The organism is Klebsiella sp. CN_Kp088 (assembly GCF_040064335.1).
GTDB classification, from domain to species: domain Bacteria; phylum Pseudomonadota; class Gammaproteobacteria; order Enterobacterales; family Enterobacteriaceae; genus Klebsiella; species Klebsiella aerogenes.
In genome coordinates, this window is sequence record NZ_JBEAIQ010000019.1 from 85,239 (window position 1) to 104,756 (window position 19,518).

The window sequence follows — 19,518 nt, forward strand, 5'->3', positions numbered from 1 at the left end:
CGGAGAAACCTGATGAAAGAAGCGCTTGGTCTTATCGAAACCAAAGGTCTGGTGGCCTGCATTGAAGCCGCGGACGCGATGTGTAAAGCCGCCAACGTCGAGCTTATCGGCTATGAAAACGTCGGTTCCGGCCTCGTCACCGCAATGGTGAAAGGCGACGTCGGCGCGGTCAACGCGGCGGTCGACTCCGGCGTGGAAGCGGCGAAACGCATCGGCGAAGTCGTCAGCTCTCGCGTCATTGCGCGTCCACATAACGACATCGAAAAAATCGCGGCGCAGCACAAAGCATGACCTGACAGGGCGCGCCCCGTCTCCACTCTTTTCGTCTGATGAAGGATAGACTCATGATTGAACTGGATAACGATTTGCAATCCCGGCAGAACGCGCGGGAACTGGTGCGCAACGCCAAAAAGGCGCAGGCGATTCTGGCCACCTTTTCGCAACAGCAAATCGACGCCATCGTGAAAAACGTGGCCCAGGAAGCAGCGCACCACGCCGAAGCGCTGGCGAAAATGGCCGCGGAAGAGACCGGTTTTGGCAACTGGCAGGACAAAGTGCTGAAAAACCGTTTCGCCTCGCTGCGCGTCTACGACGCCATCAAAGATATGAAGACCGTTGGCATCATTCATGACGACCCGGTAAAAAAAGTGATGGACGTGGGCGTGCCGCTCGGCGTGATTTGCGCACTGGTCCCCTCAACTAACCCAACCTCTACGGTTATCTACAAAGCGCTGATCGCCCTCAAGGCCGGTAACGCCATTATCTTCTCCCCTCATCCGGGCGCGCGTCAGTGCAGCTGGAAGGCGATTGAAATCGTCAAACGCGCGGCAGAAGCGGCCGGCGCGCCGGCAGGCAGCGTCGACGGCATCACCCAGTTAACGCTCGAAGCCACCTCCGAACTGATGCACAGCAAAGACGTGTCGCTGATCCTCGCCACCGGCGGCGAAGGCATGGTGCGCGCGGCCTACGCCTCCGGCACCCCGACCATCAGCGGCGGCCCGGGTAACGGCCCGGCGTTTATCGAACGCAGCGCCGATATCCACCACGCGGTGAAAGATATCGTCACCAGTAAAACCTTCGATAATGGCGTGATCTGCGCCTCCGAACAGTCGATCATCGTCGAACGCTGCATTTACGACGAGGTCCACCGCGAGCTGGAAGCGCAGGGCGTCTACTTCATGAATGAAGATGAGGCGGCGAAAATGGCGGCGCTACTGCTGCGCCCGAACGGCACCATCAACCCGAAAGTGGTCGGCAAAACCGCGCTGTACCTCAGCCAGATGGCGGGATTCTGCGTCCCGGCCAGCACTAAAGTACTGATCGCCGAGCAGACCACCGTATCGCCGAAAAACCCCTACTCGCGGGAAAAACTGTGCCCGGTACTTGGCCTGTACGTGGAAGAGGACTGGAAAGCCGCCTGCCACCGCGTGGTGGAGCTACTGACCAACGAAGGACTCGGCCATACGCTGGTGATCCACACCCGTAATCAGGATGTCATCCGCCAGTTCAGCCTCGAAAAACCGGTCAACCGCATTCTGATTAATACTCCGGCGGCGCTCGGCGGGATCGGCGCGACCACCAACATCTCTCCGGCGCTGACTCTCGGCTGCGGCGCGGTCGGCGGCGGCTCCAGCTCCGACAACGTCGGCCCGATGAACCTGCTCAATATCCGCAAAGTCGGCTATGGCGTGCGTTCGATTGACGAGCTTCGCGCGCCGGGCAGCCGCCCTGAACCACAGCCGACCATCGTTACTCCGGCGAGCGATCCGCAGCGCAGCATTCTTGATGACGTGCGTTTCAACGCCCCGGCCAGCGCCGCGCCAGCGCGCACCGCAGGCAACGATGACCGTTTCGCCAGCGCAGGCGCCGCCAGTATGGAAGGTGAAATCAACGAACAAAACGTGGAACGCGTTATTCGCCAGGTGCTGGAGCGCCTCGCTAAGTAACGCACTGATATAAGGCGATAAACGATGATTCTCGCAAAGGTAACCGGCCATGTCGTCGCCACGCAGAAATGCGATGAGCTACGCGGCAGCAACCTGCTGTTGATCACCCGCTTAGATGACAAACAGCAGCCGATGAAAGACCAGACCTGGGTTGCCGTCGATAACGTCGGCGCCGGCATGCACGATATCGTGCTGGCGGAAGAGTACTTCGCGCTCAATAAAGACCGCTACAAAGCGATGTCGGTGGTCGCCATTGTCGAGAACGTGTTTCGGGACGCCTAACAGGAGTGAGTAGCCCAATGAGTGAATTTTTACTGAAACCGCGGATTTGCTTCGGTCAGGACGCCCTCTCGGTGCTGAACGAACTTTCCGCCCGCAGCGTGCTGCTGGTGACCGATAAAGCGATGGTCAAGTTTGGTCTCGCCGAGCGCGTCACCGCCCTGTTGCGCCAGCGCGGGATCGCCTGGCAGATGTGGGACGACGTGGTGGCGGATCCGGATATCGCCACCGTAGTGCGCGGCATGAAGTTAATGGATAACCACTACCCGGATCTGGTTATCGCGCTCGGCGGCGGTTCGGTAATCGATGCCGCTAAAGCGGTTATTTTCTCCCTGGCGCAAACCCGTCCGCAGACTGATCGCCCGCGTCCATGCTTTGTCGCTATCCCAACCACCAGCGGTACCGGCTCGGAAGTCACCGCCTTTTCGGTGGTGAAAGCCAACGCGGAAAAGCTGGTACTGGTGGATGCGTCGCTGCTGCCGGATATCGCCATTCTTGACCCGGCGCTGGTGGCTTCGGTGCCGCCGGCGATTACCGCCGACACCGGCATGGACGTGCTGTGTCACGCCCTTGAGGCCTACGTCTCCCGCGCCGCCAGCGACTTTTCCGACGCGCTGGCGGAGAAAGTGGTGCAGCAGGTATTTCGCTATCTGCCGACCTGCTGGCGCAGCGGCGACAACCTGCAGGCGCGCGAAAAGATGCATAACGCCTCCTGCATGGCGGGGATGGCCTTCACCAACGCCTCGCTTGGGATAACCCACAGCCTGGCCCACGCCCTCGGCGGCGTCTTCCGCGTGCCCCATGGCCGCGCCAACGCCCTGTTGATGGCGCAAGTCGTCGCCTGGAACGCCGATTTCGACGGTCAGTGCGACACCCTTGCGGCAACGAAATATGCCCGTCTGGCGCATCTACTGGATCTGCCAGCCGCCTCGCCGCGCCAGGGCGTCGCCAGCCTGCTGGTCGCCATTCAGGCTTTAAAAGAAGAGATGAGCATGCCCTCCGGCATTAGCGACACCGGCATTGAGGCGGCTGAATTCGAACGCCGTTTGCCGGAGATGGTCGGCCAGGCGCTGCGCGACAGCTGTACCCCTACCAACCCACGCGCGCCGGACGCTAACACGTTAACCGAGCTTTATCGCCGGGCCTGGTCCGGTCATCCCGTACAGGGCCACTGATAACAAGATTTGGAGAACCTTACCCATGGCACACTACAGCTTAACGCCGCGCGTCAAAGTGCTGGCAGACCGTTTACGCTCGCAGGCAAGCACCCTGTGCACCGAGCACGCCGCGATCCTCAGCGCGCTGGATAGCGATATCGCGGGCATTCCCGCCGCCGTCAAACCGGCTCGCCGTATCTATGAACTGATGCGCCAGCTGCCGCTGACCATCAGCGCCGACGAACTGATTGTCGGTAACCAGACCCGTAAACCGCACGGGGCGATTTTCCATGATGAAAGCGCCGCGCATCGCCCATCCGTATTCCAGTTCCTCAACCTCAACAGCGATCTCGATTCACCGGATTACAAACTGGTAGTCGAAAAAGGCGTGCTGGCGATTAAACACCAGTTGGAAGAGAAAACCCGCGCCCTCGGTAGCGCCGTTAGCCGCAGCGGGATGGATGAAGTCAACGGCTGCCGCGCCGCCATCTACGCCTGCGACGCCCTGCTCGCGCTGGCGCAAAATCTGGCCAACAGCGCCGAACAGCTGGCGGCCGCGGAAACCAATGCTTATCGCAAAGCCGAGCTGCTCGATAGCGCGGCCATTCTGCACCACGTTCCGGCCCATCCGGCGCGTAATTTTAAAGAAGCCTGCCAGGCGTTCTATCTGTTCCAGCTGGCGCTACAGCTGGATAACGGCAGCTATGCGGTTAACCCGCAAGGGGCGGATATCGCGCTACTGCCTTACTTCCAACGCGATATCAACAGCGGCGCGCTGAATACCCAGCAGGCCTATGAAATCGTGGAGTGCCTGTGGTTCAAGCTGGCGGAACTGAGCGAAGTCCGCGCCGCCTGCGCCATTGACGGCTATCCGATGCTCGACGCCATGCTGCGCGGCGCCGCTTTTGACAACGCCGAAGTGAACGAACTCTCGGCGATGTTTATCAGCGCCCAGCGTAACCTCAGCGCGCTGAATCTGCCGGTACGTCTGTTTAGCGGCGTACAGCAGGTCAGCCACGCGCCGTTCGCCGCCTGCGCCGACACGCCGGCGATGGAAGGCTTAACCCCGCGTATGCAGCGCCTGCGTAACCACTACCTGACGGTGCGCCCGAGCGTCTCTATCTATCGCGCGCTGGCCTTTACCGAAGTGGTCAAAGCCAACCCTGGCATGCCGACTATTCTGCTACGGGCGAAAGCCTTCCGCCACGCCTGCGAAACCGCGCCGATTCTGATTCAGGACGATGAGCTGATCGTCGGCCATCCGTGCGGCAAGCCGCGCGCGGGCGCCTTCTCGCCAGATATCGCCTGGCGCTGGGTGCGCGACGAGCTCGACACCATGAGCACCCGCCCGCAGGATCCGTTTGAAATCAGCGAAGCAGATAAAAAAACCATTCGCGAAGAGATCGTCCCGTTCTGGGAAGGGCGTTCGCTGGACGAGATTTGCGAAGCGCAATACCGTGAGGCCGGCGTCTGGGCCTTCAGCGGCGAGACCTTCGTCAGCGATCTCTCCTATCACCAGATTAACGGCGGCGGCGATACCTGTCCGGGCTACGACGTGCTGCTATTCACCAAAGGGATGAACGGCATTAAAGCCGATGCCGAAGCGCATCTGGCCAGCCTGAGCATGGAAAACCCGGAAGATATCGACCGTATCTACTACTACAAAGCGGCGATTGAAACCTGTGAAGGGGTGGTCAACTACGCCCGCCGCATCGCCGCCCACGCCCGCGAACTGGCGGCTAAAGAGCAAAATGCCCAGCGCCGCGCCGAGTTGCTGACCATCGCCGACGTCAACGAAAACGTGCCGGCCAATCCGCCGAAGACCTTGCAGGAAGCGCTGCAGAGTATCTGGACCGTCGAATCACTGTTTGAAATCGAAGAAAACCAGACCGGGCTGTCGCTGGGGCGCGTCGACCAGTACTGCTACCCGATGTTCGAAGCCGATATCCGCGAAGGCCGCCTGACCCACGACACCGCGCTGGAGCTGCTGCAGGCGTTCATCATCAAATGCGCCGAACTGATGTGGATGTCGAGCGAGCTGGGAGCGAAATATTTCGCGGGTTATCAGCCGTTTATCAACCTCACCGTTGGCGGCCAGAAACGTAGCGGCGGCGATGCCTGTAACGACCTGACCTATCTGATTATGGACGCCGTGCGCTTCGTGAAGGTTTACCAGCCGTCGCTGGCCTGCCGTATCCACAACCAGTCGCCGCAGAAATACATGGAAAAAATCGTCGACGTGGTGAAAGCGGGAATGGGCTTCCCGGCCTGCCACTTCGATGACTCCCACATCAAGATGATGCTGCGCAAAGGCTTCGATTTTGAAGACGCCCGCGATTACTGCCTGATGGGCTGCGTTGAGCCGCAGAAATCCGGGCGAATCTACCAGTGGACCTCCACCGGCTACACCCAGTGGCCTATCGCTATCGAGTTCGTGCTCAACCGCGGGCGGATGGTGCTGTTCGATAGCTATCAGGGGCTGGATACCGGCGACCTGCGCGACCTGCGCACCTTCGAAGATTTCGACGCGGCGGTGAAACAGCAGATCGCCCATATCGTGCGCCTGTCGGCCATCGGCACCGTCATTAGCCAGCGCGTCCACCGCGATGTGGCGCCGAAGCCGCTGATGTCGCTGCTGGTCGAGGGCTGCATGGAGAGCGGCAAAGATGTCGCCGCCGGCGGCGCGATGGTCAACCACGGTCCGGGGCTGATTTTCTCCGGCCTGGCGACCTACGTCGATTCGATGGCGGCGATCCGCAAGCTGGTGTTCGAAGAGAAGAAATACACCCTTGAGCAGATCCGCGATGCGCTGCTGGCCAACTTTGAAGGTTACGAAGCGCTGCGCCGCGACTGCCTGAACGCGCCGAAATACGGTAACGACGATAACTACGTCGACCAGTACGCGCTGGATATTACCGAATGGACCGAGAAAGAGTGCCGTAAGTACAAGATGCTCTACTCGACCCTCAGCCACGGCACCCTGTCTATCTCCAACAACACGCCAATCGGCGAGCTGACCAACGCCACGCCGAACGGCCGCCTGGCGTGGATGCCGCTCTCCGACGGCATCAGCCCAACCCAGGGCGCGGATAAACAAGGCCCGACGGCGATTATCAAGTCGGTCAGCAAGATGAACGTGGAAACCATGAACATCGGCATGGTGCACAACTTCAAGTTCCTCAAAGGGCTGCTGGATACCCCGGAAGGACGCCACGGCTTGATTACCCTGCTGCGTACCGCCTCGATTCTCGGCAACGGCCAGATGCAGTTCAGCTACGTCGATAACGAAGTGCTGAAGAAGGCGCAGCAAGAGCCGGAGAAATACCGCGACCTGATCGTTCGCGTCGCCGGCTACAGCGCCTACTTCGTTGAGCTGTGCAAAGAGGTCCAGGACGAGATCATCAGCCGTACGGTGATTGAGAAGTTCTAGTTCTCTTAAAGAGAATTAAATGAGCTGTATTTGAGAAATAACCGGAAGTTCTCCGTCCCGTAACGGGACGGAGCGGGAGGCAAGCGTGATCGCAAAACAAGAATTAACGGGCCGAATTTTCAATATCCAGAAATATTCGATCTATGACGGCGATGGCATTCGCACGCTGGTGTTTTTTAAGGGCTGCAACATTCGCTGCCCGTGGTGCGCCAACCCGGAAGGGCTGAACAGCCAGTTCCAGGTGATGTTCTCGCACGACAAATGCATTAACTGCGGCGACTGCGTCAGCGTCTGTCCGGCGGGTATTCATTATCGGGCGGAAGAGAACGGCGAAATGAAGCACTTCGTCAACCGCAATAAAGACTGCATTGGCTGTCGCAAATGCGAAGAGATTTGCACCCAGAACGCGCTGGACATTATGGGCAAGGACGTCACCGTCAGCGAGCTGATGGAGATCATCATGCAGGACTACGACTTCTACATCTCCTCCGGCGGCGGCGTCACCATCGGCGGCGGCGAGATGAGCCTGCAGACCGATTTTGCCGTCGCCTTATTCAGCGAATGCAAAAAGATGATGATTAACACCGCCGTCGAAACCCAGGGCACCACCCCGCTTGCCAACTACCAGAAGCTGGCGCCGGTCACCGACACCTTCTTGTTCGACATAAAGCAGATTAACAGCGAACACCACAAGGCGATGCTCGGCATCGGCAACGAAGGGATCCGCCGCAATCTCGAATGGCTGGTGGATTCCGGCGCCAACGTCATTGTGCGTATGCCGCTCATTCGCGGCTACAACGACTCATTCGACGCCATTACCGGCGCCATTGATTACGTACAGAAGCTGGCGAAGCGTGGAAATATCCGCCGCATCGACATGCTGCCGTATCACCAGTTGGGACGCAAAAAGTACGAACGCCTGGATATGCCCTACCCGATTACCCAGGACCCGTCTTATACACCAGACGAACTGGACCGGCTGGAAACCTTCTTCCAGCAATTTGATTTTGATATTCGCTTAGTCCGCCATTAACAGGAGCCGACCATGAAAAGTTTAGGCGTAATTGAAACGCGAGGATGGGTCGCCGCCATTCAGGCCGTCGACGCCGCCTGTAAAGCTGCGGGAGTGACCTGCATTGGCTATCGCAAACCAGGCTCCGGGCTGGTGAGCGTCTGCTTTGAAGGGGAGATCAGCGCCATCCACACCGCCATTGAACGCGGCGTGGCGGTCGCAGGCGCCGAGCACACCGTGAAGTCGCTGGTGATTGCCCGCCCGGAGCGCTGCGTGGTTGAAGCGTTAAGCAACCTCAAAGGCAACCCGCCGCGCGAGCAAAAAACGGCCGAACCGGTGGTTATCCCCGCCCCGGAACCTATCGTCCCCCCTGCCGCCCCGAACGAAACGGAAGATAAACATCCGGCGCTGAAGAAAGGGAAGAAGTCATGATCGACACCCTGGTTCGCGAAAAAATCGCCGCCCGCCTGAGCGCAACGGCGCCGGCGATCCCGGTGGGGATCTCCAACCGCCACGTCCATCTCGCGCAGCAGGACGTCGAGGCGCTATTCGGCAAAGGCTACAGCCTGACGCCGTTCAAACCGCTGCGCCAGCCGGGGCAGTTTGCCGCCCAGGAGTGCGTGACCATTGTCGGGCCGAAGGGCTCGCTGACCAACGTCCGTGTCCTCGGGCCGACCCGCCCGGTTTCGCAACTGGAAGTGTCGCGCGCCGACTGCTTCACGCTCGGGATTAAGGCGCCAGTTCGTGAGTCCGGCCAGCTGGAGAATGCCGGTAGCGCGCTGCTGATTGGGCCCGCTGGCCACGTTGAACTCCATTCGCAGGTGATCTGCGCCTGGCGGCATATTCACATGTCGCCGCAGGACGCACGCCGACTCAACGTTAGCAATGGCCAGAAGGTCAGCGTGCGCAGCAACGGCGAGCGCCAGCTGACTTTCGATGAAGTGGTGGTGCGGGTGCGCGATGACTTCGCGCTGGAGTTTCACATTGACACCGAAGAAGCCAATGCCGCCGGGTTGAAAAACGGCGCGCAGGTGACGCTCATCGGCTAACGGAGGCTCGCCATGACCGACGAACAGATTGAAGGTTTAGTTGCGCGTGTTTTGCAGCGCCTGCGCCCGCCGGTACTGGTGATAGTGACCGCCGCTGATGGCTATCGCGCGGCTATCCGCCAACGCCTGGCGGGAAGCGGCTATCCGCTACGCCTCGCGCTGGAGGATGGCCTCGCTGACGCCGCCGCGTGGCGGGAGGTCGGGGAGATAATTCCCTCTTCGGCCTGGCAGGATGCCCTGCCGTCAGCGCCGTGGCGGGCGGTACTGCTGCCGTTTCTCGATTATCCGCTGGCTTCAGACCTGCTGAACGGCACGCTCAGCAGCCCGCTCGCCCGCTGCGCGCACGAGGCGCTGCTGGCGGGTATTCCCGTGCTGGCGCTGCGCTACCACTGCGATCCGCTCAGCGAACTCAACCAACTGCGCGGGGCGCAGGCCGACAGCGCCTATGCCGGGCATCTGCAGGCCACGCTGGCTCGTCTGGAAGCCTGCGGCGTCTTCCTCGGCACCATGAATGAGCTGCTGGCGACGCTGGACGCGCCCACCGCGCCTGCCGCCGCCAGCGGCGAACCGCGCCGTTATCTCACCGTCACAGACGTGGTGAATAATCCAGCGCTGGCGGCGGCCCCGCACGCGCAGCTGACCGATGCGGCCATTGATTATTTAAAAAACAGAAAGATATGACCTTACCCAACTATGAACCTGGAGCTTAACGATGTCTTCGAAAACAAAATGCTGGTTATGGATGCTGCTGGTTATCCTCTCCGAAACCTCGGCAACCTCGACGTTAAAAATGTTCGGTAGCAGCGAAGGCAGCACAAAAATGCTGCTGCTCGTATTGCTGATTGCGCTCTATTGCACCTGCTATTACTCGCTCTCAAGAGCGGTGAAAGATATCCCGGTCGGCCTGGCGTACGCCACCTGGTCCGGTACCGGTATCCTGGTGGTCTCGACGCTGGGAATGGCATTCTACGGCCAGCATCCGGATACCGCCGCCATCATCGGCATGGCGGTGATCGCCAGCGGCATCGTTATCATGAACCTGTTCTCGAAAATGGGTTCCGAAGAGAGCGAAGAGGCTGCGCCCGTCACGCCAGTCGCCTCCATGGATAAAAAAATCGCCAACTAACAGGAAAGGAACACCCTATGTTTAATCTCGGATTTTTATGGCTGGCGCTGTCTATCGGCTCCGAAATCACCGGCACCTCGATGATCAAAAAAACCAACGGCTTCAGCAAACTGGCGCCTTCGGTGCTGGTAGTCTGCGCCTATGGCCTGTGCTACTTCGCCCTCACCCGCGCGATGAGCACCATTCCGGTGGGCGTAGCCTACTCGCTGTGGTGCGGCTTCGGTATCGTCGGCGTCACCATCTGCTCCATGATCCTCTATAAACAGAAGCCGGACCTGGCGGCCATTATCGCCATGGCGCTGATTATCTCCGGCGGCGTGATCATGAACGTCTTCTCGACCATGTAATACAAGGCGGGTTTACCCCGCCGTGATTTCGTGGCAGGATAAAAAGATGAACAGAAACGTTATCGTTACCTACCCCCGTCGTTGGTGGCTGCCTGCATAACAGGCGGCAAGATACACGTTTCCATTTTCAAAGCCGCCGGAAGGCGGCTTTGTTATTTCCAGGACGTCTTTCGGCTGAACAGTCTGATAAGGAGTCCCTGATGAACCATCCACAAACCATCCTCACCGGCGACCGCCCGACCGGCCAACTACATCTTGGCCACTACGTCGGCTCGCTGCGCCAGCGCGTCACGCTGCAGCACGACCACCAGCAGTTTATCCTGATCGCCGACCTGCAAGGGCTCACCGATAACGGCAGCAACCCGCAAAAAATCAGCCACCATATCCTCGAAGTCATGGCCGATTATCTGGCCGTCGGCATCGACCCCAGGCTCACCACTATTTGCCTGCAGTCCGCTCTGCCCGCGCTGGCGGAGCTCAGCGCGCTGTATATGAATATCGTCACCGTCGCTCGCGTGGAACGTAATCCGACGGTAAAAAATGAGATTGCCCAGAAGGGATTCGCCCGCTCGCTGCCGGTTGGCTTCCTCGCCTATCCGATTAGCCAGGCCGCCGATATCACCGCCTTCAAAGCCGAGCTGGTGCCGGTGGGCGACGATCAGCTACCGATGATTGAGCAGACCAATGAAATCGTCCACAAAATGAATAGCCTCACCGGCGAACCGGTACTGCGCCACTGCAAAGCGCTACTCAGCGAAGTGAGCCGCCTGCCGGGCGTCGACGGTAACGCCAAAATGTCGAAATCGCTGGGCAATACGCTGACGTTATCAGCCAGTGAAGAGGAGATTCACCGCGCGGTCAGCGCGATGTATACCGACCCGACACACCTGAGAGTCAGCGATCCGGGGCATGTCGACGGCAACGTGGTGTTCACCTATCTCGACGCTTTCCATAGCGATAAGGCGCGGGTTGCTGAGATGAAAGCCCACTATCAGCGCGGCGGGCTGGGCGATCGCCAGTGTAAGAATGAACTGGAAACCTGCTTGCAGGAGCTACTGGCGCCGATCCGCGAACGCCGGGCTACCTACAGTCAGGATAAAGGAATGCTGCTGGAATTGTTGCGCCAGGGTAGCGAACGCGCCCACCAGCTCACGCAGCAGACGCTGCATGAAGTGAAGCGCGGGCTGGGGCTGCCGATACTGTTCTGAGCTTCAGAGCCCTGCCCCGGTCGCGCTACGTTTACCGGGGCTCGGTTTTATACCCTGCCTTTGTGCATTTTCACGCAGTTGCGCCCCTCGCGTTTGGCGGCGTACAGCGCATTATCGGCATCGCGCAACAGCAGGTTGTAATCAGGATGGCCGGAGTGCACGGCATAGCCAATGCTGGCGGTGATCGGGATCTGCGTGTCGCCGCCAACGTTAAACGCCAGTTGGCTAATTTTCTTGCGCAGGCGGTCGAGGATGGTAAACGCCTCTGACACGCCGGTCTCCACCAGCACCAGCAGAAACTCTTCCCCGCCGTAGCGGAAGATATAGTCGCTGGAACGGATATTATCGCTGAGCAGTTCCGCGACATGTTTAATCGCCCGGTCGCCGACCATATGGCCCCAGTTATCGTTAATGCCTTTGAAATGATCGATATCTACGATCGCTACCGTCATTGGCAGCTCATGCTCCATTGCCAGCGTCACTTCATGCTTCAGCACTACCGGCAAATAGCGGCGGTTAAGTAGGCTGGTTAACGCATCTTTGCCATTTTGCATCTGCGACAAGCTGCTAAAAATCACCCCCAGTTGGCTGCCTATTTGCTGGCAATGAATATGGATCCCCTGAATCAGGTTTTGTGTATTTTTATAATCCATGACAGAGGCGGATGCTCGCCAACCTATTAATAAGTCGTCAACCTGCGAAATTAATGCGGCAATTTCGTCCATCTGGCTATTTTTGTTAAAATAGCGTACGCATTTATGGCGGAACCATAGACCAAATTCTGATTCAGATAATAACGTAGCGTTAGTATTTGCTTTATTTTCGCTAACAATATTAAAAATTGCCGTATTTTCCCAACCGGAAAGCGCCGCCTGCTGTTTGCCATATTCCATCGGGACATTGTCCATCAAACTATACAGGCGATACGCCTCTTCGTTTTTGGTCGCCCGATAGTGCGATAAGGTATAGGCATGGCACATCATCTCAACGGCCATATTAATCGCCATAATAGCGTAATAGATGGCATCGACGGCAATCCGGCGGTCGTTAACGTGGCTGCGGATATACTCGATAAGCCCGGCCTTAATTTGCCGGGCGCCGCGCAGCACCGCCTCCGCCGGGATGCCGATCCGTGCGTGGATGCTGCCAATCTGATATTGCCGTTCCGCCAGCGCCGGCAACTGCGCTTTGCCGCTGGTCAGGATCTCCTTCACCCATAGCGCCAGCGAGCGGCTCAGACGCTCCTGAACTAAATCATAAGTCAGGTGGCGGGCAATATCCGGATCCTGAAAAATAAAATCATAAAACCGGGCCGCTAACGCTTCCGATTGCTCCTCTGCGATATTTTTAAGTACCTCCTTAACGGCTGGCGTCAGGCTGTCATACAGCGGTAGCCACTCCTTAAAAATAACAGAGATATATTTTTTGCTTTCATCGTTCATGAATAAAGCGCTCGCCGGGCGTTAGTCTATTTCGGGGTTGCCGATCATACATGAGTTGCCGCAGGTCAACCAGACGAAGAAAATCATAGGGATAGCGTAGTTCTCAGCCATTACAATGAGGGGTTCGCAATTCCATAGTTTATATATGGACTTTGCCGCTACCGATGTTAGTATCCAGATTATAAATATGCGTGTTTCATTTAAGGCCAGGATTGCTGATGATGACCACTCTAAAAGCACATCTTCCCCACCGGTTGGCAACGTAACAGGATTTTGCGCCGGACGGCCTTATCTCCCCTTTTTTATCGTCCCGCCGGGCGAAATAGCGAAACGCGCACCACTCAGCAATACGGAACAGAGCGAGTCGCGTATGGATAAGAACAAACGACGTTGGGCCGGGTATATCGTAGTTGCAGCGGTGGTTATCGCCGCTGCATGGTGGATGTTGCGCCCGGCCGGGCTCCCGCCGGGCTTCGCCGCCAGTAATGGCCGCATCGAGGCGACGGAAGTCGATATCGCCACCAAAATTGCCGGGCGTATCGAGACGATTCTGGTCAAAGAGGGGCAGTTCGTCCATAAAGGCGATGTGCTGGCGCGGATGGATACGCGGGTACTCAATGAGCAGCGCCTCGAAGCCGCCGCGCAAATCAAAGAAGCGCAAAGCGCGGTTGCCGCCGCCAATGCGTTACTCGACCAGCGGCAGAGCGAAATGCGCGCCACCGAAGCGGTGGTGAAGCAGCGCCAGGCGGAGCTCGATTCCACCGCTAAACGCCACGTCCGTTCCAGTACCCTTTCGCAACGAGGCGCCGTCTCCGCTCAGCAGTTGGATGACGATCGCGCGGCCGCTGAAAGCGCCCGCGCGGCGCTGGAATCGGCGAAAGCGCAGGTCTCTGCCGCCCGCGCCGCCATTGAAGCCGCTCGTACCAGCATTATTCAGGCTAAAACCCGCGTTGAAGCCGCCGAAGCGACCCATCGGCGGATCCTCGCCGATATTGACGATAGCCAACTGAAAGCGCCGCGCGACGGCCGCATCCAGTATCGCGTTGCTGAGCCAGGCGAAGTGCTGGCCGCCGGAGGGCGGGTATTGAACATGGTCGACCTGGCTGACGTCTATATGACCTTCTTCCTGCCAACGGAGCAGGCGGGCCTGTTGGCGCTCGGCAGTGAAGCGCGCTTGATCCTGGATGCCGCGCCAGAGCTGGTGATCCCGGCAAATATCAGCTTTGTCGCCAGCGTCGCACAATTCACGCCAAAAACGGTAGAAACCAGCGACGAGCGGCTCAAGCTGATGTTCCGCGTCAAGGCGCGCATTCCGCCAGAGCTACTGGAGCAGCATCTGGAATATGTCAAAACCGGCCTGCCTGGGATGGCCTGGGTACGACTGGATAAGCAGAAAAGCTGGCCTGAAGCGCTGACGGTGAGGTTGCCGCAATGAAACTGACGCCGCAGGATACTTCGCCCCCCGTCGCCCTGCTGGAAAACGTTGGCCAGCAGTTTGGCGCCACCATCGCGTTGCGCGATATCAACCTGGCGATCCCGGCGCGGCGTATGGTTGGCCTGATTGGCCCGGATGGGGTCGGCAAATCAAGCCTGCTCTCGCTTATCGCCGGGGCGCGGGCCATCGAGCAGGGTAACGTGATGGTGCTCGGCGGCGATATGCGCGACGTTCGTCACCGCCAACAGGTATGCCCGAAAATCGCCTGGATGCCGCAGGGCCTGGGGAAAAACCTCTACCATACACTATCGGTCTATGAAAACGTCGACTTCTTCGCCCGCCTGTTTGGTCACGATAAAGCCGAGCGTGAACTTCGTATCAACGAACTGCTGCAGAGCACCGGGCTGGCGCCGTTTCGCGATCGCCCTGCCGGTAAACTCTCCGGTGGAATGAAACAAAAGCTCGGCCTGTGCTGTGCACTGATCCACGACCCGCAGCTACTCATCCTTGATGAACCGACAACCGGCGTCGACCCGCTCTCCCGCGCGCAGTTCTGGGATCTAATCGACAGCATTCGTCAGCGCCAGCCGGAAATGAGCGTGCTGGTCGCCACCGCCTACATGGAAGAGGCCGAGCGCTTCGACTGGCTGGTGGCGATGAACGCCGGCGAGATTCTGGCGACCGGTAGCGCGGCGGCGCTCAAAAAACAGACCGGCAGCCAGACACTGGAACAGGCATTTATCGCCCTGCTGCCGAAAGCGCAGCGCCTGGCGCATAAAGACGTGGTCATCCCGCCGCGCGACAGCAGTGAGGAAGAGATCGCTATTGAAGCGCGCGGCCTGACCATGCGCTTCGGCAACTTTGTCGCCGTCGACCACGTTAACTTTCGTATCGCCCGTGGCGAAATTTTTGGCTTCCTCGGCTCTAACGGCTGCGGCAAATCCACCACCATGAAGATGCTCACCGGCCTGTTGCCCGCCAGCGAAGGCGAGGCCTGGCTGTTCGGCCAGCCGGTCGACCCGAAAGATATCGCCACCCGCCAACGAGTGGGTTATATGTCGCAGGCTTTCTCGCTCTATAGCGAACTGAGCGTACGGCAAAACCTGGAGCTGCACGCCCGCTTGTTTCACATTCCGGACCATGAAATAGCTGGCCGGGTCGCAGAAATGAGCAAACGCTTTATGCTGACCGAGGTTGAAGACGCGCTTCCCGCTGACTTGCCGCTGGGGATCCGCCAGCGCCTGTCATTAGCGGTCGCGGTAATCCATCGCCCGGAGATGCTGATCCTCGATGAACCCACCTCCGGCGTTGACCCGGTGGCGCGCGATATGTTCTGGCAGCTGATGGTCGACCTGGCGCGGCAGGATCGTGTCACCATCTTCATCTCTACCCACTTTATGAATGAGGCCGAACGCTGCGATCGCATCTCGCTGATGCACGCCGGCAAGGTGCTGGCCAGCGATACGCCGCAGGCGCTGGTTGAGCAACGTGGCTCCGCCAGCCTCGAAGAGGCGTTTATCGCCTGGCTGCAGGAAGCGGCGGATGCCGCGCAACCGACCGTTTCTGTCTCTACCACGCCCGCGCCGTCTGCTGTCGCATCACACCACAAGAACGCGTCCCCACGCCAGTCATTCAGCCTGCGCCGCCTGTTTAGCTATAGCCGCCGCGAAGCGCTGGAACTGCGCCGCGATCCGGTACGATCGACGCTGGCGCTGCTGGGAACGGTGATCCTGATGTTTATCATGGGGTATGGGATCAGTATGGATGTCGAGGATCTGCGTTTTGCCGTCCTCGACCGCGATCAAACGATCAGCAGCCAGAACTGGTCGCAGAATATCGCCGGCTCACGCTACTTTATCGAGCAGGCGCCACTGCAGAGTTATGACGAATTGGATCGTCGAATGCGTAACGGCGAGCTGGCGGTAGCGATAGAAATCCCGCCGAACTTTGGCCGCGATATCGCCCGCGGAACGCCGGTGCAAATAGGTGTTTGGGTGGACGGCGCAATGCCAAATCGCGCGGAAACGGTGCGCGGATACGTACAGGCGATGCATCTGGCCTGGCTGCAGGAGATGGCCGGGCAGCAAAGTAGCCCGAATCGTGATACCTCGATTATTTCCATCGAGACCCGCTATCGCTATAACCCGGACGTAAAGAGCCTGCCGGCCATCGTCCCGGCGGTGATCCCGCTGCTGCTGATGATGATCCCGGCGATGCTCAGCGCGCTGAGCGTAGTGCGTGAAAAAGAGCTCGGTTCGATCATCAACCTGTACGTGACGCCGACCACCCGCAGCGAGTTCCTGCTCGGCAAACAGCTGCCTTACATCGTGTTGGGGATGTTTAACTTCTTTCTACTATGCGCTTTATCGGTCTTCGTATTTGGCGTCGCGCATAAGGGCAGTTTCCTGACCCTCACCCTGGCGGCTCTGCTGTATGTCACCATCGCTACCGGGCTGGGATTGCTGATCTCGACATTTATGAAGAGCCAAATCGCCGCTATTTTCGGTACCGCGATTATTACGCTGATTCCGGCCACCCAGTTCTCCGGGATGATCGACCCGGTGGCATCTCTGGAGGGGCCAGGTCGCTGGATCGGACAAATCTACCCGACCAGTCATTTCCTGACCATCGCCCGCGGCACCTTCTCCAAGGCGCTGAATATTAGCGATTTGTGGGTTTCGTTCATTCCACTATTGATTGCGGTGCCGCTGGTGCTCGGGCTGAGCGTGTGGCTGCTGAAAAAACAGGAGGAATGATGCGCGGATTACGCAATATTTATAACCTCGGCGTCAAAGAGCTGCGCAGCCTGCTCGGCGATAAAGCGATGCTGGCGCTGATTGTGTTTGCTTTTACCGTGTCGGTTTACTCCTCGGCCACGGTAATGCCCGGCTCTCTGCACCTGGCGCCTATCGCCATTGCCGATATGGATAAATCACAGCTCTCATCGCGGATCATTAACGGCTTTTATCGGCCGTGGTTTTTAACGCCGGAGTTGATCAGCGCCGATGAAATGGATGCCGGGCTGGATGCGGGACGATACACATTCGCCATCAATATTCCACCAAACTTCCAGCGCGATGTGCTGGCCGGTCGTCAGCCGGAGGTGCAGGTCAACGTCGACGCCACGCGAATGAGCCAGGCCTTTACCGGCAACGGCTATATCCAGAATATTATCAGCGGTGAAGTGAACAGCTTTATCGCCCGTTATCGCGACAACAGTGCGCTTCCGGTAGAGCTGGCGGTGAGGATGCGCTTTAACCCTAACCTTGAGCAAGAGCGCTTCGGCGCGGTGATGGCGATTATTAACAACATCACCATGCTGGCAATTGTCCTCACCGGCTCGGCGCTTATCCGCGAGCGAGAGCACGGCACCATTGAGCACCTGCTTGTGATGCCGGTAACGCCGTTTGAGATAATGATGGCCAAGATCTGGTCGATGGGTCTGGTGGTACTGGTTGTCTCCGGGCTGTCGCTACTGCTGATGGTGCAGGGAGTTTTGCAGGTACCGATTGAGGGGTCGATTCCGCTGTTTATGCTGGGGGTTGCGCTCAGCCTGTTCGCCACCACCTCCATTGGCATTTTTATGGGCACGCTCGCCCGTTCTATGCCGCAACTGGGGCTACTGATGATCCTGGTGCTGCTGCCGCTGCAGATGCTCTCCGGCGGATCCACGCCACGGGAGAGTATGCCGCAGCTGGTTCAGGACATTATGTTGACCATGCCGACCACCCATTTCGTCAGCCTCGCGCAGGCGATACTTTACCGCGGCGCCAGCTTTGCCATCGTCTGGCCGCAGTTTTTAATTTTGTTCGCTATCGGCGGCGCTTTCTTTACCATTGCGCTGCTGCGTTTTCGCAAGACAATTGGTGAGATGGCATAAAACCTGGAGCAGGCGCTGCGCCGATGGCTTATTTTTGACGATTCATAAAGCGGCGTAACCCCCAGGTGAAGGCCATCGCCATACTGAAAAGGATGAATAACAGCACAATCCAACTGATAGAAATGCGCAGCAACGTGCCAGACGTCATAAATGGCTGAAGATAAACGGTGAAAGAGTGGGCAGGCGATTTTCCCAGCAGTTGATAGGCGCTATCGGTAAGCCACACGCCAACCCGGCAGAACAGCCAGATAATCGCCGGCCAGCAGAGCAGAACCAGAAAGGTAAAGCGCTCCTGAATGTAAGTAACGATCTGGCGCAGCGGCGGCCAGTTAAGCAGGATTTTCATTTATATTCTCATATTGCCAGCCGATGACCTGCAACATTCATCGCAAGGCATTCCGGGCAGCATCCATACAGGCAATCTACCCTATTTGTATATCAAATTTACCGTCACTTAAACCAGATCAAGTTAACAAAGTGTTAATGATGTATCGCATCAATACCAAAAAGCGCGGATAACGCCTGCCGATCGTGGAAATAAGCGGGGGAGAAGTATTCAACGGCGGGAATAAATTTTCAAGCCAACAAATAGCTGATTTTTATGGCTGATAGCAGCGCGCCATTATTTCACCACTGGGCAATATAATGGCGCGGAAATATAAGTGGGTGATTAATCGTAGCTGCTGATAATTATTTTCCTGTTTGCATCATTCGGTAAATTCACCGTTTGGGTAACCACCCCGTGAGATGGGACTGCCATATTTTGCGTGTTAATGAGGTAAGTATTTTTCCCACAACGCTGTTGAGCTTTTTCGTTAATGATATTGGTGCTGCAGGTAGGTGTAGCCACACGCCCGGAGATGGTTAATGTAGCGGTATCAGCAGCGAATGCAGGCAAGCTCAATCCATAAGCTAATGTCAGAATCCCAATTAGCGGTTTTTTCATTGAATTTATAACCAGTTAACAGGATGAGAAATAAGCGATTTGCTTTCTATTTTTCTCCCTCAGGAGAAGTGATGCGTTGATGTCATCACGCAGGAAAGATAATCCATATAATTAATAAGGACAATTATACTGAGAGCTATTAGTGTGATAGGTATTACTGATGTTAACGAACCAGGCGGCCGGGCCGGATGTTTTCCCGGAGGCGCTGCTGCGCACCTTTTCCGGGCTACGGGGTCTGTAGCCCCGGTAAGCGCAGCGCCA

The 19,518-nt window shown here is 57.9% G+C and carries 18 protein-coding genes; 15 read left to right on the forward strand and 3 right to left on the reverse strand.

What is annotated here, in order from left to right; translation table 11 throughout:
• Nucleotides 1-12 precede the first annotated feature (12 nt).
• From ABLV08_RS10070 to trpS, 12 genes are all read left to right on the forward strand, one after another.
• Nucleotides 13-291 (forward strand): BMC domain-containing protein, encoded by a 279-nt coding sequence (locus ABLV08_RS10070; protein ID WP_004146125.1) that lies wholly within the window; start codon nucleotides 13-15, stop codon nucleotides 289-291.
• A gap of 53 nt (nucleotides 292-344) precedes the next feature.
• Nucleotides 345-1,946 carry an acetaldehyde dehydrogenase (acetylating) gene (locus ABLV08_RS10075; protein ID WP_042896103.1) on the forward strand — a complete coding sequence of 534 codons (1,602 nt, stop codon included), beginning with the start codon at nucleotides 345-347 and terminating at the stop codon, nucleotides 1,944-1,946.
• 24 nt (nucleotides 1,947-1,970) lie between these two features.
• On the forward strand, nucleotides 1,971-2,228 hold the full coding sequence (locus ABLV08_RS10080; RefSeq protein ID WP_015368471.1) for a EutN/CcmL family microcompartment protein: 258 nt from the start codon (nucleotides 1,971-1,973) through the stop codon (nucleotides 2,226-2,228).
• Nucleotides 2,229-2,245: 17 nt separating this feature from the next.
• Nucleotides 2,246-3,400 (forward strand): 1-propanol dehydrogenase PduQ, encoded by a 1,155-nt coding sequence (locus tag ABLV08_RS10085; protein ID WP_032709774.1) that lies wholly within the window; start codon nucleotides 2,246-2,248, stop codon nucleotides 3,398-3,400.
• A 25-nt stretch (nucleotides 3,401-3,425) separates the two neighbouring features.
• Nucleotides 3,426-6,812 carry a choline trimethylamine-lyase gene (gene cutC, locus ABLV08_RS10090; protein WP_032709772.1) on the forward strand — a complete coding sequence of 1,129 codons (3,387 nt, stop codon included), beginning with the start codon at nucleotides 3,426-3,428 and terminating at the stop codon, nucleotides 6,810-6,812.
• Nucleotides 6,813-6,897: 85 nt separating this feature from the next.
• Nucleotides 6,898-7,845: a choline TMA-lyase-activating enzyme gene (gene cutD / locus ABLV08_RS10095; protein WP_046883381.1), complete on the forward strand. Its 948-nt coding sequence runs from the start codon at nucleotides 6,898-6,900 to the stop codon at nucleotides 7,843-7,845.
• Nucleotides 7,846-7,857: 12 nt separating this feature from the next.
• On the forward strand, nucleotides 7,858-8,256 hold the full coding sequence (locus ABLV08_RS10100) for a BMC domain-containing protein (RefSeq protein WP_015368475.1): 399 nt from the start codon (nucleotides 7,858-7,860) through the stop codon (nucleotides 8,254-8,256).
• Nucleotides 8,253-8,873, forward strand: coding sequence for a phosphate propanoyltransferase (locus tag ABLV08_RS10105; RefSeq protein WP_015704257.1), 621 nt, complete (start codon nucleotides 8,253-8,255; stop codon nucleotides 8,871-8,873). Before ABLV08_RS10100 ends, ABLV08_RS10105 begins: the two co-directional genes overlap by 4 nt.
• 12 nt (nucleotides 8,874-8,885) lie before the next feature.
• Nucleotides 8,886-9,554, forward strand: a complete 669-nt coding sequence (locus ABLV08_RS10110) for a hypothetical protein (protein WP_047077457.1) — start codon at nucleotides 8,886-8,888, stop codon at nucleotides 9,552-9,554.
• 31 nt (nucleotides 9,555-9,585) lie between these two features.
• Nucleotides 9,586-9,999: a multidrug efflux SMR transporter gene (locus ABLV08_RS10115; protein WP_047054127.1), complete on the forward strand. Its 414-nt coding sequence runs from the start codon at nucleotides 9,586-9,588 to the stop codon at nucleotides 9,997-9,999.
• Between the two features lie 17 nt (nucleotides 10,000-10,016).
• Nucleotides 10,017-10,346 carry a multidrug efflux SMR transporter gene (locus tag ABLV08_RS10120; RefSeq protein WP_004204123.1) on the forward strand — a complete coding sequence of 110 codons (330 nt, stop codon included), beginning with the start codon at nucleotides 10,017-10,019 and terminating at the stop codon, nucleotides 10,344-10,346.
• Nucleotides 10,347-10,546: 200 nt separating this feature from the next.
• A complete protein-coding gene (gene trpS, locus ABLV08_RS10125) occupies nucleotides 10,547-11,554 on the forward strand; it encodes a tryptophan--tRNA ligase (RefSeq protein ID WP_047036783.1) in 1,008 nt (335 codons plus the stop codon).
• A 47-nt stretch (nucleotides 11,555-11,601) separates the two neighbouring features.
• Here trpS and ABLV08_RS10130 read toward each other — a convergent pair whose 3' ends face one another.
• Nucleotides 11,602-12,996 (reverse strand): GGDEF domain-containing protein, encoded by a 1,395-nt coding sequence (locus ABLV08_RS10130; protein WP_015368480.1) that lies wholly within the window; start codon nucleotides 12,994-12,996, stop codon nucleotides 11,602-11,604.
• A 370-nt stretch (nucleotides 12,997-13,366) separates the two neighbouring features.
• Between ABLV08_RS10130 and ABLV08_RS10135 the strand changes: the two genes are divergently transcribed.
• The 3 genes from ABLV08_RS10135 to ABLV08_RS10145 are packed head-to-tail and all read left to right on the forward strand — an operon-like array spanning nucleotide 13,367 to nucleotide 18,311.
• Nucleotides 13,367-14,431 carry an HlyD family efflux transporter periplasmic adaptor subunit gene (locus ABLV08_RS10135; RefSeq protein WP_015704252.1) on the forward strand — a complete coding sequence of 355 codons (1,065 nt, stop codon included), beginning with the start codon at nucleotides 13,367-13,369 and terminating at the stop codon, nucleotides 14,429-14,431.
• Entirely contained in the window at nucleotides 14,428-17,187 is a 2,760-nt protein-coding gene (gene rbbA, locus ABLV08_RS10140; protein WP_348855807.1) for a ribosome-associated ATPase/putative transporter RbbA, read from the forward strand. Before ABLV08_RS10135 ends, rbbA begins: the two co-directional genes overlap by 4 nt.
• Nucleotides 17,187-18,311 (forward strand): ABC transporter permease, encoded by a 1,125-nt coding sequence (locus ABLV08_RS10145; protein ID WP_063445261.1) that lies wholly within the window; start codon nucleotides 17,187-17,189, stop codon nucleotides 18,309-18,311. The genes rbbA and ABLV08_RS10145 overlap by 1 nt, the downstream gene beginning before the upstream one ends.
• Before the next feature lie 28 nt (nucleotides 18,312-18,339).
• Here ABLV08_RS10145 and ABLV08_RS10150 read toward each other — a convergent pair whose 3' ends face one another.
• Together ABLV08_RS10150 and ABLV08_RS10155 are read right to left on the reverse strand one after the other, a co-directional pair.
• Nucleotides 18,340-18,657 carry a hypothetical protein gene (locus ABLV08_RS10150; RefSeq protein WP_047075890.1) on the reverse strand — a complete coding sequence of 106 codons (318 nt, stop codon included), beginning with the start codon at nucleotides 18,655-18,657 and terminating at the stop codon, nucleotides 18,340-18,342.
• 324 nt (nucleotides 18,658-18,981) lie between these two features.
• Nucleotides 18,982-19,257 carry a DUF2574 family protein gene (locus tag ABLV08_RS10155; RefSeq protein WP_072057568.1) on the reverse strand — a complete coding sequence of 92 codons (276 nt, stop codon included), beginning with the start codon at nucleotides 19,255-19,257 and terminating at the stop codon, nucleotides 18,982-18,984.
• Between the last annotated feature and the right edge of the window lie 261 nt (nucleotides 19,258-19,518).

Bases quoted from the DNA above. Each gene is read 5' to 3' on its own strand.
- ABLV08_RS10120 (WP_004204123.1), top strand. From the start codon at position 10,017: ATGTTTAATCTCGGATTTTTATGGCTGGCGCTGTCTATCGGCTCCGAA.
- ABLV08_RS10085 (WP_032709774.1), top strand. From the start codon at position 2,246: ATGAGTGAATTTTTACTGAAACCGCGGATTTGCTTCGGTCAGGACGCC.
- ABLV08_RS10150 (WP_047075890.1), bottom strand. From the start codon at position 18,657: ATGAAAATCCTGCTTAACTGGCCGCCGCTGCGCCAGATCGTTACTTAC.
- ABLV08_RS10145 (WP_063445261.1), top strand. From the start codon at position 17,187: ATGCGCGGATTACGCAATATTTATAACCTCGGCGTCAAAGAGCTGCGC.
- ABLV08_RS10105 (WP_015704257.1), top strand. From the start codon at position 8,253: ATGATCGACACCCTGGTTCGCGAAAAAATCGCCGCCCGCCTGAGCGCA.
- ABLV08_RS10135 (WP_015704252.1), top strand. From the start codon at position 13,367: ATGGATAAGAACAAACGACGTTGGGCCGGGTATATCGTAGTTGCAGCG.
- ABLV08_RS10130 (WP_015368480.1), bottom strand. From the start codon at position 12,996: ATGAACGATGAAAGCAAAAAATATATCTCTGTTATTTTTAAGGAGTGG.
- cutC (WP_032709772.1), top strand. From the start codon at position 3,426: ATGGCACACTACAGCTTAACGCCGCGCGTCAAAGTGCTGGCAGACCGT.
- ABLV08_RS10075 (WP_042896103.1), top strand. From the start codon at position 345: ATGATTGAACTGGATAACGATTTGCAATCCCGGCAGAACGCGCGGGAA.
- ABLV08_RS10155 (WP_072057568.1), bottom strand. From the start codon at position 19,257: ATGAAAAAACCGCTAATTGGGATTCTGACATTAGCTTATGGATTGAGC.
- ABLV08_RS10115 (WP_047054127.1), top strand. From the start codon at position 9,586: ATGTCTTCGAAAACAAAATGCTGGTTATGGATGCTGCTGGTTATCCTC.
- trpS (WP_047036783.1), top strand. From the start codon at position 10,547: ATGAACCATCCACAAACCATCCTCACCGGCGACCGCCCGACCGGCCAA.
- ABLV08_RS10110 (WP_047077457.1), top strand. From the start codon at position 8,886: ATGACCGACGAACAGATTGAAGGTTTAGTTGCGCGTGTTTTGCAGCGC.
- ABLV08_RS10080 (WP_015368471.1), top strand. From the start codon at position 1,971: ATGATTCTCGCAAAGGTAACCGGCCATGTCGTCGCCACGCAGAAATGC.
- ABLV08_RS10100 (WP_015368475.1), top strand. From the start codon at position 7,858: ATGAAAAGTTTAGGCGTAATTGAAACGCGAGGATGGGTCGCCGCCATT.
- rbbA (WP_348855807.1), top strand. From the start codon at position 14,428: ATGAAACTGACGCCGCAGGATACTTCGCCCCCCGTCGCCCTGCTGGAA.
- ABLV08_RS10070 (WP_004146125.1), top strand. From the start codon at position 13: ATGAAAGAAGCGCTTGGTCTTATCGAAACCAAAGGTCTGGTGGCCTGC.